Raw genomic sequence first — 14,485 nt, 5'->3', positions numbered from 1 at the left:
ACACGGCCGACCCCGCCCCCCGCATTATTTGCAAAGCCGGGATATCCGCGCTAGCCATTGGCGAATGTCATTGCCAATTGCCGAGGGACCATGCCGCACACACCTGCCGACCCCGCTGACCTGACCGCTGCGCTGATCCGCTGCCCCTCTGTCACCCCCGAGGAGGGCGGCGCGCTGGCGCTGCTGGAGGCGTTTCTGACCAAGGCGGGATTTGCCTGCACCCGCGTCGATCGCGGGGGAATTGCCAATCTCTATGCCCGTTGGGGCGAAAAGGGAGCCCCGCGCAGCTTTGGCTTCAACGGGCATACCGATGTGGTGCCGCTGGGCGATGAGGCCGCATGGACCGTGGCCCCCTTTGGCGCTGAAATCCGGGATGGCATGATGTGGGGCCGTGGCGCGACCGACATGAAATCGGGCGTTGCCGCCTTTGCCGCCGCTGCCGTGGATTTCGTGCAGCAGACGCCCCCCGATGGCGCTGTTATTCTGGCGATCACCGGCGACGAGGAGGGCGACGCGCTGGACGGCACAACCGCGCTGCTGGACTGGATGCAGGAAAACGGCGAAGCCATGGATGTCTGCATCGTGGGCGAGCCGACCTGCCCTGACGAGATGGGCGACATGATCAAGATCGGGCGGCGCGGCTCGCTGAGTGCGTGGCTGACCATCACCGGGGTGCAGGGCCATTCTGCCTATCCGCATCGCGCCCTCAATCCGCTGCCTGCCATGGCGCGGCTGGTGGACCGGATCAGCTCTCACACGCTGGACGAAGGGACCGAGCATTTCGACCCCTCGACGCTTGCGGTCGTGACCATCGACACCGGCAATCCGGCGACCAACGTGATCCCGGCAAGTGTGCGCGCGACCGTCAATATCCGCTATAACGACGCGCATAGCGGGGCGGGGCTGACCGACTGGTTGCAAGGGCAACTGGACGCGATCTGCGCCGAAACGGGCGTCACCGGCACGCTCAAGGTGAAGAATTCCGGCGAGAGCTTCATCACCCAGCCGGGCGCCTTTTCGGACATGGTCGTGCGCGCGGTCGAGGCCGAGACGGGGCGCACCCCGGTACTCAGCACATCCGGCGGCACGTCCGACGCGCGCTTTGTCAAGGATCACTGCCCGGTGGTGGAATGCGGGCTGGTCGGCAAGACGATGCATCAGGTGGACGAGCGGGTGAGCGTGCAGCAGATCCACCAGCTCAAGGCGATCTATACCCGTATCCTGCGCGACTATTTCAGCTAGCACATGCGCCCCACGCTGGTCGTCATGCTGAAAGAGCCTCGCCCGGGCCGGGTGAAAACCCGGCTGGGGCAGGGCATCGGCATGGTGCCCGCCGCGTGGTGGTTCCGCCATCAGACCGCGCGCTTGCTGCGCGAACTCGACGATCCACGCTGGCGGCTGATCCTGGCCGTCGCGCCGGACGGCGAGGGGCTGGCCAGCCGCGTCTGGCCCGCGCATCTGCCGCGCGTCGCCCAAGGGCGGGGCGATCTGGGCGCCCGTATGGCGCGTATCATGCGCGCCCTGCCGCCGGGCCCGGCCTGTATCATCGGTGGCGACATTCCCGGCATTCGCCGCACGCATATCGACCGCGCGTTCAGGGCGCTGGGCGCGCATGATGCGGTCTTTGGCCCCGCGCCCGACGGCGGCTATTGGCTGATCGGGCTGAAACGCAGCCGCGCCGTTGCGCCGCGTTTCCTGCGCCCTGTCCGCTGGTCCAGCGCCGATGCGCTGGCCGATAGCATGGACAGCTTGCCGGGGGCGCGTATCGCGCTGGTCGACACGTTGCGCGATGTCGACACCATTGCCGATCTGCACCCATCTCGGGCCGTGCGATAACTGTTCCCGCCGCGCCGCGCGCGTGATAGGCACCGCACCATGAATCAGATGCCAAGCAAAGCCGAGATCCTTCAGTGGATTTCCGACAATCCCACCCTTGCCGCCAAGCGCGACATCGCCAAGGCGTTCGCCATCAAGGGGGCCGCACGGATCGACCTCAAGCGTATCCTCAAGGAGCTTGAGCAAGAGGGCCATCTGGAAAAGCGCAAAAAGACCTACCGCGACCCTGACCGCCTGCCGCCTGTCAGCGTGCTGCAAGTGATGCGCGCGACGTCTGACGGCGATCTGATGGCCCGCCCGCTGGAGTGGCAGGGTGACGGTGCCGAGCCGGCCATCCTGCTGATCCCCCGCGCCTCCGATCCCGCGCTGGGCGCGGGCGACCGCATCCTTGCCAAACTGCAAGAGGTCAAGGGCGAGGCGCATCATTACGAGGCGCGGCTGATTCGGCGTATCGGCACCAACCCTCTGAAAGTGCTGGGTATCTTTCGAAAGGGCGCCGAGGGCGGGCGCATCATGCCCATCGACAAGGGGCAGGCGCTGGAATGGATGGTCGACGATAAATCCACTGGCGGCGCGCAGGATGGTGAACTGGTCGAGGCCGAGCAATCCGGCCCCAAGGGCCGCATGGGCCTGCCGCGCGCCCGTATTCTGAACCGCCTTGGCGATCCGTCAGCGCCGCGCGCCGTGTCGCTGATCGCCATTCACCAGCACGGCATCCCCGACGACTTCCCCGACGCGATGATCGCCGAGGCTGACGCGATGAAACCTGCGGGTCTCAACGGCCGCGAGGATCTGCGCGATCTGCCGCTGGTCACGATCGACCCTTGGGATGCGCGCGATCACGATGACGCCTGCTATGCCCATGCCGATGACGATCCCAAAAACGCGGGCGGCCATGTGATCTGGGTCGCCATCGCGGACGTGGCGCATTACGTGACGCCCGGCAGCGCGCTGGACGCCGAGGCGCGCAATCGCGGCAATTCCAGCTATTTCCCGGACCGCGTCGTGCCGATGCTGCCCGACCGGCTGTCGGGCGATCTATGTTCGCTGCACGAGGGCGTGCCGCGCGCCTGCCTTGCCGTGCGGATGCGCGTTGATGAGTTCGGTGAAAAGATCGGCCAGACGTTTCACCGCGCCATCATGCGCTCGGGCGCGTCGCTGAATTACCAAGAGGTGCAGGCGGCGATGGACGGCGCGCCCAATGACAAATGTGCGCCCCTGATGGACGATGTGATCGCCCCACTTTATGCCGCCTACGATGCCCTTAAAACCGCGCGCAAGAACCGCCAGCCGCTGGATCTGGACCTACCCGAGCGCAAGGTCGTCCTCAGCGACGAGGGCAAGGTGCTGAGCGTCAATTTCACCGACCGGCTGGACGCGCACAAGCTGATCGAGGAATTCATGGTGCTGGCCAATGTCGCTGCCGCCGAAACGCTGGCGGCGAAGAAGTCCCCGCTGCTCTACCGCGTCCACGAAGAACCGCCCGAGGAAAAGCTGGACACGCTGCGCGAGGTGGCCGAGGCCGCCGGGCTGGTGCTGGCCAAGGGGCAGGTGCTGAAGACGTCGCATATCAATGCGCTGCTGCACGGCGCGGCAGGCACGGATCACGCCGAGCAGATCAACATGTCGACCCTGCGCGCGATGACGCAGGCCTATTATTCGCCCGCCAATTTCAGCCATTTCGGCCTTGCGCTGAAGGCCTATGCGCATTTCACCTCGCCCATCCGGCGCTATGCTGACCTGATCGTGCACCGCGCGCTGATCTCGGCGCATGGCTGGGGCGATGACGGGCTGGGCGTTGGCGAGGCAGAGCAGTTGGACGCGACCGCGCAGCATATTTCCCAGACCGAACGGCGATCGATGATGGCCGAGCGGGACACCAATGACCGCTATCTTGCCGCGTTCCTGTCCGAGCGTGTGGGCGAGGAGTTCAGCGGGCGCATCAGCGGCATCGCCAAATTCGGCGCCTTTGTGCGGTTGGATGAAACCGGCGCCGATGGCCTGATCCCGATGCGCAATCTGGGGCACGAGTATTTCCATTACGATGCCGCAACCGCAACGCTGATGGGGTCCGATTCAGGCCGCATCATCACGCTGGGCCAGAGCGTGACGGTCAGGCTGGCCGAGGCCGCGCCGGTGACGGGGGGGATCGCGCTGGATCTGATCAGCGTCGAGGGCAAGAATATGCCCCAAGGGCGCGGACGGGGCCGTGGCAAGCCGCCCCAGCGCAAGCTGGGCGCGGCGAAAAAGAAGGCTGGCAAGACCAAGAAAAAGGTCGAGCGGACGCGCCGCGCGAAATCCTAGGCGGGGCCGGTCACACGGTTGACATGGCCCATCTTGCGGCCCTGCTTGACCTCGGCCTTGCCGTATAGATGCAGCGCGCAGGCGCCATCGCGGGCCAGATCCGGCACGCGGTCCATGTCGTCGCCGATCAGGTTTTCCATCACCACGTTCGAGTGCCGCTTGCCATCGCCCAAGGGCCAGCCGGCCACTGCGCGGATGTGCTGTTCGAACTGGTCGACGGTGCAGCCGTTCTGTGTCCAATGGCCCGAATTATGCACGCGCGGGGCGATTTCATTGACGATAAGACCATCCGTAGTGACGAACAGCTCAACCCCCATGACGCCGACATAATCCAGCTGGTTCAGAATCTTGGCTGCCAGCAGCACCGCATCGCTGCGCTGCGCCGGTGACAGCCGGGCAGGGATCGTCGTGGTGCGCAGGATGCCGCCCTCATGCACGTTTTCGCCCGGATCAAAGGCCGCCACATCGCCCGCCGCATTGCGCGCGGCGATCACCGACACCTCATGGCTGAAATCGACAAAGCCCTCGTAAATGCTGGGCGCGCCGTTCATATCGGCCAGCGCGCCTTCGGCCTCGTTGGGATCGCTGATACGCGCCTGCCCCTTGCCGTCATATCCGAAACGCCGGGTTTTCAGGATCGCCGGCAGGCCGATTTCGGCCATCGCCTGGGTGATGTCGACACCGTCATCGACAGCGGCAAAAGGGGCGGTTTGCAGGCCCAGATCGTTCAGAAACGCCTTTTCGACCAGCCGGTCCTGACTGACGCGCAGCGCCATGCGGTTGGGGTGAACGGGGCGCAGTTTTTCCAGGATATCCAGCGCCGAGGTCGGGATGTTCTCGAACTCGAAGGTGATCACGTCGCATGCCTCGGCAAAGCGGCGCAGGGCCTCTGCATCCTCATAGGGCGCGGCGATGTGGCGGTCTGCGACATGGGAGGCTGGGCAGCCTTCGCCCGGTTCGAAGATACAGGTCTTGAACCCCAGCCGCGAGGCCGCGACCGACAGCATGCGACCCAGTTGGCCGCCGCCAAGGATGCCGATGGTGGCGCCGGTTTTTAGGGGTTCAGTCATTGCTGGGCTCCTCGGGGATGGAGGCGGACAGGGCGGCGCGCCAGTCGTCCAGCCGCTGCGCGAGGGCCGCATCGCCATTGGCAAGAATCGCGGCGGCCATCAGGCCCGCGTTGGCGGCGCCGGCAGCGCCGATGGCCATGGTCGCGACCGGGTAGCCCTTGGGCATCTGGACGATCGAATACAGGCTGTCGACACCCGACAAGGCCCGCGTCTGGACCGGGACGCCGATCACCGGCACGCGGGTTTTCGAGGCCATCATGCCCGGCAGATGCGCCGCGCCCCCGGCGCCCGCGATGATCGCCTTGAGCCCGCGCGCCGCGGCCTCGGCCCCGTAGGTCCACAGACGATCCGGCGTACGGTGGGCCGAGACGATGCGCGTCTCATAGGGCACATCCAGCGCGTCCAGAATATCAGCGGCTTCCTTCATCGTGGGCCAGTCGGATTGACTGCCCATGATGATCCCGACCTCGATGTGCGGCATAATGCGCCCCCCTTAATTCAGGCGCGAACCATAAGCGCGCGGGGCAGGAGCGTCTAGCACCGATGCGCGGCAAATTCGCGGAAGCGTTGCGCGCATTCAGGCGATGATGTCGGGCAACAGGCGGTCTTCGATATAGGCGATGCGGTCCTTCAGGCGCAGCTTTTGCTGCTTGAGCCGCTTGACGGTCAGCGCATCGCGTATCGGCTGCTGGTCCAGCGCGTCGATCGCGTGATCCAGATCGCGGTGCTGGCAGCGAAACTGCTCCAGCTCGACGCGCAGCACATCGTCCGACTTCATCTCAAGCTCGCTGTAGGCGTTCATTTTCGTGTCATTCCTTGGCCGGCTGATATTGTGCGAAGGATATGCTGAAATTGCACGCCCGCATAGCCCTTGTACCCAATTGGGTGAAGGCCCATATTCATTGCAACGCGCCGTTGCCGAACCGGGACGGTGCACAATCTGACCAGTCGCTTGACGCAAGGACGTGGCACATGACGAAACTGACACTGGGGGCGCACCCCTACATGCTGGGGTTCGACCAGTTGGAGCGTCTGCTGGAACGCAGCGCGAAATCCGGAAACGAAGGGTATCCGCCCTTCAACATCGAACAGACATCAGACAATTCCTACCGAATTACGCTGGCCGTCGCAGGCTTTGGCGAAGAGGATCTGTCGGTCACGGTCGAGGACCGACAGCTGGTGATCCGGGGGCGCCAGTCGGCTGACCTGTGCGAGCGGGTGTTCCTGCATCGCGGTATCGCGGGACGGCAGTTTCAGCGCAGTTTCGTGCTGGCTGATGGGGTCGAGGTGGGCGCAGCGATCATGGAAAACGGTTTGCTGCATGTCGATCTGACCCGCGCACTGCCCGAAACGGTCGTTCAGACGATCAAGATCAACAAACGCGGCCAGTAACCTCAGAAGGATACGATCATGGATACAGAATTCGAGTTTCCGCACGAGCCGGGTAACCGCATCGCCTATGTGCGCCCCGTCGCTGTCGAGGATCTGCCCGAGGATGTGCAGAATCAGGTGGGCGGGCTGAAAACGCTTTATGCCGTGCACAGCGAAGAGGGCGAGCGTCTGGCGCTGGTCAGCGACCGCAATATGGCCTTTGTGCTGGCGCGCCAGCACGATCTGGATCCCGTCACGGTACATTGACTGCGGGCGTCGGCGATTGTTGTGGCTGATGCCGGTGAGGATTTATAGAACGATGAAAATCAAGGGGCGCGCGCTGGTCTGTTGCCGGTGCGCGCCTTTTACGTGTAAGAGGCGCGTGTTCATGAAAGGTTGATCCATGTCCCTACCCACGCCCAAGGTGGCGATCCTGCCGTATGACATGAAGCTGGGCCTGCGGCCGGGCGCGATACCGTTGGACCGGCTGATGTGGCCGCTGGGCGTGCCGGGCGATATCGCGGGCCGGACACTGGGGGATCTGGAGCCGCAGGATCACCTGATCGTTTTTCCCCGCAAGACACTGCACTGGCGGCCGGGCTTCGGCACGCGGGCGCGCGTTTCGATTGCGGTGCTGGAGCCGGCGGTTATTCACGGGGCGCATCTGGCGGCGCTGCGCCGGTCCTACCGGCGTTTTTATCGCGTGCTAAGCCATGATGCCGCGCTGCTGGCGGATATTCCCAACGGCTGCTTCTTTCCTTTTGGCAGCACATGGGTGCCGGGCTGGCGCGATCTGGATACTACCAAGACGCGCATGACATCGCTGATTGCGTCCAGCAAGCGGTCGCAGGAGGGGCATGTGCTGCGTCATGCGGTTGTGGACTGGGCTGCGGATAGCGGTCTGGATCTGGACGTCATGGGGCGCGGCTACAAGCCGTTCGTTGACAAGTCCGAGGGGCTGGCGCCGTATCGCTATTCCGTCGTGATCGAGAACGTGCGCGACAAGAACTATTTCACCGAGAAACTGATTGACGCCATTCTATGCCGGACCGTGCCGATCTATTGGGGCTGCCCCAACATCGGTGATTTCTTTGACACCTCCGCCATGGTCATCTGCGAGAGCGAGGCAGATCTGCGCGCCGCGATGTTGGCTGCCTGCGAAGAAGAGTATGCCGCAAAGCTGCCGACCCTGAGTGCGATGCAGCAGGTGGCGGCAGAATATGGCGATCTGCATGGCCGCGCGGCCAGGGCTGTATTGGCCGAGGCCTGACGCCGGATCAGCCGCCCTGCCAGGTCAGAGACCCGGCGCCGACGGGTACGACCTTGTACCCGTCGTGCGGCATCACGCGGAAAACCCCCATCCGTCGGGCAGGAAGCCATGCGCCAGTACCAGTTGCGTCGCGGCCTCTTCGCCCAGCCAGATGGCCATGGCGGTGACAGGCTGATCGGGCAGGCGCACGGCCAGATAGGCCGTGCCATCCTCGTCCGGGGTGCGGGCGCAGTCAAAGCCGGCCTCGGCCAACGCCGCCTCGGCGGCCTCCCAGTCGGCGGCACCTTGGGCGACGAAAGCATAGTCGAGATCGGCCGTATCGGGTAGGTCGGATTCGGCCTGGATATCCGCAAAGACAGCGTAGGTTTCGGCGCGCTGGGCGACCAAATCATGAGACATGCGCGGCGTCCTCGGCGACGGGGGCTACTTCTACGACATCTTCGTTTTCGGCCATGCCATGCTCGGCCAGCCAGCGCTCGGCTTCCAGCGCGGCCATGCAGCCCATGCCGGCGCTGGTGACGGCCTGTCGGTATTTGTAGTCGGTCAGATCGCCGGCGGCAAAGATGCCGGGCAGGGACGTTTCCGTGCTGTCCGGTTTGGTCACGACATAGCCCCCCATGTGGGTTTCCAGCACGTCCTTGACCAGCTCGTTCGACGGTGAATGGCCGATGGCGATGAACACGCCCTTGGCCGGAATGTCGGTGATCTCGCCGGTTTTCGTGTGCTTCACCTTGACGCCTTCGACCCCCAAGGGCGCATCGGTGCCGTAGACCTCGTCCAACTCGTGGAACCACATCGGGTGGATCTTGGGGTTCTTTTTCAGCCGGTCGATCAGGATACGCTCGGCGCGCAGTTCGTCCCGGCGGTGGATCAGCGTCACCTTCGAGGCGAAGTTGGTCAGGAACAGCGCCTCTTCGACCGCCGTGTTGCCGCCGCCGACGACGACGATCTCCTGTCCGCGATAGAAGAACCCGTCGCAGGTGGCACAGGCCGATACGCCGAAGCCCTTGAACTTCTCCTCGCTGGGCAGGCCCAGCCATTTTGCGCGCGCGCCGGTGCACAGGATGATCGCGTCGGCCACGTATTCAGTGCCGCTGTCGGACTGGCAGACATAGGGACGTTTGGTGAAATCGATGCTGCTGATGATGTCGCCGATGATCTCGGTGCCCACGGCCTTGGCGTGCGCCTCCATCCGGATCATCAGGTCGGGGCCTTGCACTTCGGTATCGCCGGGCCAGTTTTCGACCTCGGTCGTGGTGGTCAGCTGGCCGCCGGGTTCAAGCCCCTGAACCAGGATCGGCTCCAGCATGGCGCGGCTGGCGTAGACGGCGGCGGTGTAGCCCGCAGGGCCGGAGCCGATGATCAGAACCTTGGTCTTTTTCGTCTTGGCCATGTGCCTGCCCTCTTGATGGTCTGCAATTCCTGCGCCTGATATAGACCCGGGCGGCCAGCGGCGAAACCCCCCGCAATTCGGCCTTGCAATCGCGGCGTCTTCGGCATACTCCGCGCAAGTATCTTGCGCTTTGGCGAAAGATTATTGCGTCGACCGGCGTGGCTGATATAACAATCGCGAAATTCCCGAGGATAGGTGAGCAATGGCGACGACCCGTCTGGACCCGATCGACCGCAAGATTTTGGCCGAGCTACAGGCAGATGGCCGCATGACCAATGTCGAACTGGCCAAGCGCGTGGGTATTTCCGCGCCGCCCTGCCTGCGCCGGGTGCGCACGCTGGAAGAGGCCGGATATATCCGCGGCTACCACGCCGATGTCGACCCGCGTGAACTGGGCTTTGAGGTGCAGGTGTTCGCCAATGTCGGCCTGCAAAGCCAGGCCGAGGCGGACCTGAGCGCGTTCGAGGCGCGCTGCCGCGACTGGCCGCTGGTGCGCGAGTGCCACATGCTGAACGGTGAGGTGGATTTCATCCTGAAATGCGTGGCGCCCGATCTCAGCACCTTTCAGCGGTTCCTGACCGAGGAACTGACGGCCGCCGCCAATGTCGCCAGCGTCAAGACCGCGCTGGTCATTCGAGGCGCCAAGGATCAGCCCGGCGTGCCATTCGACGTGCTGGAGGCACGGCTGGCCCGCGACGCCTGAGGTTTGTGCGGACTACAGGCGAATGGCGGCGATCTGGCGGCCGTAATCAGCCTCGCCCCGGTGGGTCGCGCGGCGGTAGGAGTAAAAGCGATCCTCGTCCGCATAGGTGCAATGGCGCGTCCACTTGGCCCGTCCGACGCCGGCGCACTGCAACCGCGCCACGCCAAACCCCGGCAGATCGAACAGCATCTTGCCCGGAGCGCCCTCGGCAAAAAAGCGGGCGTTTTCGGGATCATTGGCCAGAAAAGCATCCATGAAATCGATGCTGACCTCATAGGCTGATTGGCTGATCGACGGCCCGATGACGGCAGCGATATTGGCGCGGGCCGCGCCCAGTGCCTCCATCGCGTCCACCGTTGCCTCCAATACGCCATCAAGGGCGCCGCGCCACCCGGCATGGGCCGCGCCTACCACGCCCGCGCGCGCATCGGCAAACAGAACCGGCTGGCAATCGGCGGTCAGCACTGCCAGCGCAAGGCCCGGAGTCGCCGTCACCAGCGCATCCGCGCGGGGGCGCTGCGCGATCGGCACGTCGATGGGCGCGTCAACTGGCAGCGCCGTGGCGGAATGGATCTGATGCACCGTCAGCAAATGGTCCGGACTGACCTTCAGCGCGTCTGCGACGCGGGCGCGGTTGATGGTGACGATTTCCTGCTGGTCCGATGACCCCAGCCCGCAATTCAGGCCTGCGAAAATACCCGAGGACGCGCCACCCCGGCGGGTAAAAAACCCATGACGCAAGGGGGCGAGGCTATCTGCGGTCAGAATTTCCAGCGTCACATCGACAATCCCGGCGGCGGTGCGGCGCCTTCGGGATAAAGGCCCATCACCTTGAACAGAGTTCCCATTTCCGCCGGGTGGGTCAAGCGCCGATGTGCCGCCACATGCGCCTCGCGCGCCGCGCCGCTGAGCGTGCCTGCCAGTTTTTGCGCGCGCTGGGTGATGCCCAGCCGCTCCAGAAACACACCCTGCGGCGTGATGCGGCTGTGCCGCGCGGGGGCGGCGGCCAGCGCCAGCGCCTCGAAATCGACATGCGCGGTCAGATCGGCGGTGCCGGGGACGGCGTAAGGGTCCGCCGGTGCATGCGCGCGCAGCGCCTGAAACGTATCGCCCAGTGCGCGCCAGTCGCCGTAATCCACGATCAGGGCCGCGCCGCCGTGTTCCGCGATCTGCGCGCCGATATGGGCCATGATATGTGTGGCGGTGGGGGAGAATTCGACGATGTCGCCGTCCTGCGTATCCTCCAGCCGGTGCGCCAGCGGTGGCGGGGCGGCTGGCGCGCTGAGGCCGGGGATCAGGCGGTCGCCGTCCCGGCCCACCATCCGCTCGCGCCATTGGGCGCCGTCACGCTGCGCCTGCCGGATCGGCAGCGCGTCGAAGAATTCATTGGCGATTAGGAACAGCGGCAGATCGGGCAGCGTCTGCACCGTGTCATGCCATGTGGGACCGGCGCCCTCCAGCGCCTTGGCCTGCGCGGCGCGCAGTGTGGGCGATGTTTCGACCAGATGCACCTGTGCGGCGGCGCGAAATCCCGGCACCGTGCCGGTGGCGCGCAAAATGTCGGCCATCAGCGTGCCGCGCCCCGGCCCAAGCTCGGCCAGTGCAAAGGGGCTGGGCGCGCCCTGATCCAGCCACGCCTGCGCGATGCATAGACCCAAAAGTTCGCCGAACATCTGGCTGATCTCCGGCGCGGTCGTGAAATCGCCCGCCGCGCCCAGCGGATCGCGCGTGGCATAGTAGCCGTGCTGCGGATGCATCAGGCACTGCGCCATATAGTCGGCCAGCGTTATCGGCCCGCTCTCTTGGATCTGCGCGATCAGGAGCCGCTCCAGGGGGGTCATGGTGCCTTGGGGCGGGTCAGCAAAAGCAGCAGGCCGAAGGCGATCATCGGCAGGGACAAAAGCTGCCCCATGGACAGGCCGTACCCCGCGCCGATCTGCACCGCATGGCCCAGCGGATTGCCCTCCGACATGAACTGCATATCCGCCTCGCGCACGAATTCAACGATGAACCGCGCCGCGCCATAGCCGACAAAGAAACACCCGGTGATCCAGCCCGGCCGCTTCAGCGCGCCGCGCCGATAACCCAGCCACAGCAGGACCGCGCCCAGGATCAGCCCTTCCAGCAGCGCCTCATAAAGCTGAGACGGATGGCGCGCACACAGGCCAATCACGTCGGGGCAATCCTGTGCTGCCGCGCCCGGGAACGCCACGCCCCACGGCAGATCGGTGGGCCGACCCCACAGCTCTCCATTGACGAAATTGGCGATGCGGCCCAGCAGCAGCCCGACCGGGGCCGCCATGCAGAGCAGATCGCCGACGGACAGGATGCGCAGTTTGTTGCGCAGCGAGAAAACAACGCAGGCAAGCAACACGCCCAGCATACCGCCATGAAACGACATGCCGCCCTGCCAGACCTGTAGGATCTGTGCCGGATGCGACATGTAATAGCCCGGCTGATAGAACAGCACAAAGCCCAGCCGCCCGCCCAGAATGATTGCCAGTATCGCCCAGAACAACAGATCCTCGACCTGTTTGGCTGTCATCGCTGGCTTCTTGTGTTGCCACAGATTCGGGCGGCGCACCGCCCCCAGCACGATCCGCCAGCCCAGCACGATCCCCGCGATATAGGCCAGCGCGTACCAGCGCAGCGCGAATTCCATTCCAAAGATGGAAATCGCAAAAATCTCGGGCGAGATATCGGGGTATGGGATCAGGGCTTGCATGGCGCAGACATGGCCGCGCATCGGGGGAGAAGTCAACCATGTGCAGCTTGCGATCAGGGCGTCGGGCGCCCATATTAGGGCCAGATCATAATTTCAGCGAAACCGCAACGCCGGAGGCGATATATGCAGACCCGCAACAAGGTGATGGAAGACATCTCGCAATTGATGACCAACGCGATGGGCGTGGCCCAGGGCGCCCGGCAGGAGGCCGAGACGGCAATGTCGTCGATGATCGACCGCTGGCTGGCTGACCGCGACTTCGTGACGCGCGAAGAATTCGATGCCGTGCGCGCCATGGCGCAAAAGGCCCGCGAAGAGAATGAAGCGCTGAAAACCCGGCTTGACGCGCTGGAGGCCGCCGCGACCAAGCAGGGCTAGCTCTCTGAGGAGTCTCCGGCGGGCCGGGCAACACGGTCCCGGCCCACGCCACCCGACGCAGCGGCGTGATCGCGCGCAGGCTGTGCATCGTGCCGACATCCTTGCGCGCGGTGCACCATAGCCCATGCAGGGTGATCCCCCATCACCAATATCGCGGAGTTTGCACAGGCCAAGCCCGGCCATGCGTGGATGCTGCATTGAAAAATCTAATTGACTCGCCGTTTGAATTTCAACACGCTGACCAAGTATTTTAACGAATTCCATAGGTTACCATCTTGAATTGCATTTACGCCAAGGCGATACCTCATGGGCTGTGCTTGCGGGCGGCTATATGTGGCCAGAGGGGATTGCATACCCAAAGCGGCTGGAACGCGATGTGCGGTCGGGGGTTGTATGACATCTGAGGCGGCGGCGCATGTGCAGGTGTTACGTGATCGGCTGGCCAAGGCGCGGGCGCTCAAGCAGATCATCCGCGACACGCCTGACCGCCTGACCCGTGACGATGCGATCATCGCCTATACCCGCACTCTGGACCTTCTGGTTGAGGATCTGATCGTGCTGGAGGATTTGGGCGTGATGGCGGCGTGCATTGACTATCTCAGCGCGGCAGACACGCGCCGGGACGATCCGCCGCTCTGACACGCCATTTGCACGCGGCGATTCCCGCCAGAATCGGGCCCCGAGTCGCAGGGGACGCCGAATATAGTGTCCCTCGCAGATATCATCCACAACTTATTGCGGTTATCCACAACAAATTGCTTTACAGGTAGACGACTGTGCCGCACCATATCTGGTAATGGGCTGAGGAGTACCCCCAGCCCATAGCGCAGGCATCCAGTGCTTGGGGGCGTCAACGATCCCCATCTCAGGATCAAACCTAAAAGGTGACGACATGGCATTGTCCGAGCAGTTCCTGACAGACGACTTGCATCCAATCGACATCGTGGAAAACCTGGCCGAACATAACGACTGGCAGTTCGACCGCGTGGGCGACGATCAGATCGCCATGGCGGTCGAGGGGCAGTGGCGCACCTACTCGATCACGCTGGCGTGGTCCGCCTATGACGAGACGCTGCGCATGGTCTGCACGTTCGAAATGGACCCGCCCGGCGAAAAGCTGCCGGTGCTGTACGAGATCCTGAACGACATCAACGATCAGTGCTGGACCGGAGCCTTCAACTACTGGCCCGAGCAAAAGCTGATGGTCTATCGCTATGGTTTGCTGATGTCCGGCGGGCAGGGCGCCTCGCCCGAGCAGGTCAACGCACTCATCACCGCCGCCGTTCTGGCCACCGAGCGGTATTACCCCGCGTTCCAGCTGGTCCTGTGGGGCGACCGCACCCCGCGCGATGCGATGCAGGTCGCCATTGCAGAGGCGTATGGCCGCGCGTAACCTCGCCCCCGCAGACCTGAGAACGGGCAAGGGGGACAGCGT

18 protein-coding genes are annotated in these 14,485 nt (G+C 64.4%); 10 read left to right on the top strand and 8 right to left on the bottom strand.

Going from position 1 to position 14,485, the window contains the following annotated elements:
• Positions 1 to 90 precede the first annotated feature (90 nt).
• From dapE to rnr, 3 genes are read left to right on the top strand one after another with little or no spacing between them, the layout of a single operon-like run.
• Positions 91 to 1,242 carry a succinyl-diaminopimelate desuccinylase gene (gene dapE / locus FGD77_RS20860; protein ID WP_255013540.1) on the top strand — a complete coding sequence of 384 codons (1,152 nt, stop codon included), beginning with the start codon at positions 91 to 93 and terminating at the stop codon, positions 1,240 to 1,242.
• A gap of 3 nt (positions 1,243 to 1,245) precedes the next feature.
• Positions 1,246 to 1,836, top strand: a complete 591-nt coding sequence (locus tag FGD77_RS20855) for a DUF2064 domain-containing protein (RefSeq protein WP_255013535.1) — start codon at positions 1,246 to 1,248, stop codon at positions 1,834 to 1,836.
• Positions 1,837 to 1,875: 39 nt separating this feature from the next.
• Positions 1,876 to 4,140 carry a ribonuclease R gene (rnr, locus tag FGD77_RS20850; RefSeq protein WP_255013529.1) on the top strand — a complete coding sequence of 755 codons (2,265 nt, stop codon included), beginning with the start codon at positions 1,876 to 1,878 and terminating at the stop codon, positions 4,138 to 4,140.
• Here the strand turns inward: rnr and FGD77_RS20845 are convergent.
• The 3 genes from FGD77_RS20845 to FGD77_RS20835 all read right to left on the bottom strand — a co-directional run bounded on the left by FGD77_RS20845 (position 4,137) and on the right by FGD77_RS20835 (position 6,012).
• The gene (locus FGD77_RS20845; RefSeq protein ID WP_255013526.1) at positions 4,137 to 5,210 is read right to left on the bottom strand and encodes a 5-(carboxyamino)imidazole ribonucleotide synthase; all 1,074 of its coding nucleotides are present in this window, start codon (positions 5,208 to 5,210) and stop codon (positions 4,137 to 4,139) included. The genes rnr and FGD77_RS20845 overlap by 4 nt on opposite strands.
• The gene (gene purE / locus FGD77_RS20840; protein WP_255013523.1) at positions 5,203 to 5,691 is read right to left on the bottom strand and encodes a 5-(carboxyamino)imidazole ribonucleotide mutase; all 489 of its coding nucleotides are present in this window, start codon (positions 5,689 to 5,691) and stop codon (positions 5,203 to 5,205) included. Before purE ends, FGD77_RS20845 begins: the two co-directional genes overlap by 8 nt.
• 96 nt (positions 5,692 to 5,787) lie before the next feature.
• The gene (locus FGD77_RS20835; protein ID WP_255013520.1) at positions 5,788 to 6,012 is read right to left on the bottom strand and encodes a YdcH family protein; all 225 of its coding nucleotides are present in this window, start codon (positions 6,010 to 6,012) and stop codon (positions 5,788 to 5,790) included.
• Between the two features lie 170 nt (positions 6,013 to 6,182).
• On the opposite strand from FGD77_RS20835, the gene FGD77_RS20830 reads away from it, so the two are divergent.
• The 3 genes from FGD77_RS20830 (at position 6,183) to FGD77_RS20820 (ending at position 7,851) form a co-directional block, all read left to right on the top strand.
• Positions 6,183 to 6,602: an Hsp20 family protein gene (locus tag FGD77_RS20830; RefSeq protein ID WP_255013506.1), complete on the top strand. Its 420-nt coding sequence runs from the start codon at positions 6,183 to 6,185 to the stop codon at positions 6,600 to 6,602.
• Positions 6,603 to 6,620: 18 nt separating this feature from the next.
• Complete coding sequence (locus FGD77_RS20825; protein WP_255013503.1) at positions 6,621 to 6,848, top strand: DUF1150 family protein; 228 nt, start codon at positions 6,621 to 6,623, stop codon at positions 6,846 to 6,848.
• A gap of 136 nt (positions 6,849 to 6,984) precedes the next feature.
• The gene (locus tag FGD77_RS20820) at positions 6,985 to 7,851 is read left to right on the top strand and encodes a glycosyltransferase family 10 domain-containing protein (protein WP_255013500.1); all 867 of its coding nucleotides are present in this window, start codon (positions 6,985 to 6,987) and stop codon (positions 7,849 to 7,851) included.
• Positions 7,852 to 7,923: 72 nt separating this feature from the next.
• Here FGD77_RS20820 and FGD77_RS20815 read toward each other — a convergent pair whose 3' ends face one another.
• Positions 7,924 to 8,250 (bottom strand): ribonuclease E inhibitor RraB, encoded by a 327-nt coding sequence (locus FGD77_RS20815; protein WP_255013498.1) that lies wholly within the window; start codon positions 8,248 to 8,250, stop codon positions 7,924 to 7,926.
• A complete protein-coding gene (gene trxB, locus FGD77_RS20810) occupies positions 8,240 to 9,244 on the bottom strand; it encodes a thioredoxin-disulfide reductase (protein WP_255013496.1) in 1,005 nt (334 codons plus the stop codon). Before trxB ends, FGD77_RS20815 begins: the two co-directional genes overlap by 11 nt.
• A 202-nt stretch (positions 9,245 to 9,446) precedes the next feature.
• On the opposite strand from trxB, the gene FGD77_RS20805 reads away from it, so the two are divergent.
• Positions 9,447 to 9,947, top strand: a complete 501-nt coding sequence (locus FGD77_RS20805; protein ID WP_255013493.1) for an Lrp/AsnC family transcriptional regulator — start codon at positions 9,447 to 9,449, stop codon at positions 9,945 to 9,947.
• 12 nt (positions 9,948 to 9,959) lie between these two features.
• Here the strand turns inward: FGD77_RS20805 and pgeF are convergent, their stop codons facing one another.
• The 3 genes from pgeF to lgt are packed head-to-tail and all read right to left on the bottom strand — an operon-like array spanning position 9,960 to position 12,672.
• Positions 9,960 to 10,727, bottom strand: coding sequence for a peptidoglycan editing factor PgeF (gene pgeF / locus FGD77_RS20800; protein ID WP_255013489.1), 768 nt, complete (start codon positions 10,725 to 10,727; stop codon positions 9,960 to 9,962).
• Entirely contained in the window at positions 10,724 to 11,788 is a 1,065-nt protein-coding gene (locus tag FGD77_RS20795; protein WP_255013487.1) for a class I SAM-dependent methyltransferase, read from the bottom strand. The genes pgeF and FGD77_RS20795 overlap by 4 nt, the downstream gene beginning before the upstream one ends.
• A complete protein-coding gene (gene lgt / locus FGD77_RS20790; protein WP_255013484.1) occupies positions 11,785 to 12,672 on the bottom strand; it encodes a prolipoprotein diacylglyceryl transferase in 888 nt (295 codons plus the stop codon). Before lgt ends, FGD77_RS20795 begins: the two co-directional genes overlap by 4 nt.
• 123 nt (positions 12,673 to 12,795) lie before the next feature.
• Between lgt and FGD77_RS20785 the strand changes: the two genes are divergently transcribed.
• The 3 genes from FGD77_RS20785 to FGD77_RS20775 all read left to right on the top strand — a co-directional run bounded on the left by FGD77_RS20785 (position 12,796) and on the right by FGD77_RS20775 (position 14,443).
• Positions 12,796 to 13,050, top strand: coding sequence for an accessory factor UbiK family protein (locus tag FGD77_RS20785; protein WP_255013481.1), 255 nt, complete (start codon positions 12,796 to 12,798; stop codon positions 13,048 to 13,050).
• Between the two features lie 393 nt (positions 13,051 to 13,443).
• Positions 13,444 to 13,689, top strand: coding sequence for a hypothetical protein (locus tag FGD77_RS20780; RefSeq protein ID WP_255013479.1), 246 nt, complete (start codon positions 13,444 to 13,446; stop codon positions 13,687 to 13,689).
• A gap of 253 nt (positions 13,690 to 13,942) precedes the next feature.
• On the top strand, positions 13,943 to 14,443 hold the full coding sequence (locus tag FGD77_RS20775) for a YbjN domain-containing protein (RefSeq protein WP_255013475.1): 501 nt from the start codon (positions 13,943 to 13,945) through the stop codon (positions 14,441 to 14,443).
• Positions 14,444 to 14,485 lie beyond the last annotated feature (42 nt).

It is taken from the genome of Roseovarius sp. M141, from assembly GCF_024355225.1.
In the GTDB taxonomy this organism is placed as follows: domain Bacteria; phylum Pseudomonadota; class Alphaproteobacteria; order Rhodobacterales; family Rhodobacteraceae; genus Roseovarius.
The sequence above is the reverse complement of the archived record's forward strand: the minus strand, read 5'-3'. Positions and strand labels throughout refer to the sequence as shown.

Excerpts from the sequence above, each read along its gene's own strand:
- FGD77_RS20845 (WP_255013526.1), bottom strand. The coding sequence starts at position 5,210 with ATGACTGAACCCCTAAAAACCGGCGCCACCATCGGCATCCTTGGCGGC.
- FGD77_RS20785 (WP_255013481.1), top strand. The coding sequence starts at position 12,796 with ATGCAGACCCGCAACAAGGTGATGGAAGACATCTCGCAATTGATGACC.
- lgt (WP_255013484.1), bottom strand. The coding sequence starts at position 12,672 with ATGCAAGCCCTGATCCCATACCCCGATATCTCGCCCGAGATTTTTGCG.
- FGD77_RS20825 (WP_255013503.1), top strand. The coding sequence starts at position 6,621 with ATGGATACAGAATTCGAGTTTCCGCACGAGCCGGGTAACCGCATCGCC.
- rnr (WP_255013529.1), top strand. The coding sequence starts at position 1,876 with ATGAATCAGATGCCAAGCAAAGCCGAGATCCTTCAGTGGATTTCCGAC.
- trxB (WP_255013496.1), bottom strand. The coding sequence starts at position 9,244 with ATGGCCAAGACGAAAAAGACCAAGGTTCTGATCATCGGCTCCGGCCCT.
- FGD77_RS20815 (WP_255013498.1), bottom strand. The coding sequence starts at position 8,250 with ATGTCTCATGATTTGGTCGCCCAGCGCGCCGAAACCTACGCTGTCTTT.
- FGD77_RS20830 (WP_255013506.1), top strand. The coding sequence starts at position 6,183 with ATGACGAAACTGACACTGGGGGCGCACCCCTACATGCTGGGGTTCGAC.
- FGD77_RS20805 (WP_255013493.1), top strand. The coding sequence starts at position 9,447 with ATGGCGACGACCCGTCTGGACCCGATCGACCGCAAGATTTTGGCCGAG.
- FGD77_RS20820 (WP_255013500.1), top strand. The coding sequence starts at position 6,985 with ATGTCCCTACCCACGCCCAAGGTGGCGATCCTGCCGTATGACATGAAG.
- FGD77_RS20795 (WP_255013487.1), bottom strand. The coding sequence starts at position 11,788 with ATGACCCCCCTGGAGCGGCTCCTGATCGCGCAGATCCAAGAGAGCGGG.
- purE (WP_255013523.1), bottom strand. The coding sequence starts at position 5,691 with ATGCCGCACATCGAGGTCGGGATCATCATGGGCAGTCAATCCGACTGG.
- dapE (WP_255013540.1), top strand. The coding sequence starts at position 91 with ATGCCGCACACACCTGCCGACCCCGCTGACCTGACCGCTGCGCTGATC.
- FGD77_RS20775 (WP_255013475.1), top strand. The coding sequence starts at position 13,943 with ATGGCATTGTCCGAGCAGTTCCTGACAGACGACTTGCATCCAATCGAC.
- FGD77_RS20835 (WP_255013520.1), bottom strand. The coding sequence starts at position 6,012 with ATGAACGCCTACAGCGAGCTTGAGATGAAGTCGGACGATGTGCTGCGC.
- FGD77_RS20855 (WP_255013535.1), top strand. The coding sequence starts at position 1,246 with ATGCGCCCCACGCTGGTCGTCATGCTGAAAGAGCCTCGCCCGGGCCGG.
- FGD77_RS20780 (WP_255013479.1), top strand. The coding sequence starts at position 13,444 with ATGACATCTGAGGCGGCGGCGCATGTGCAGGTGTTACGTGATCGGCTG.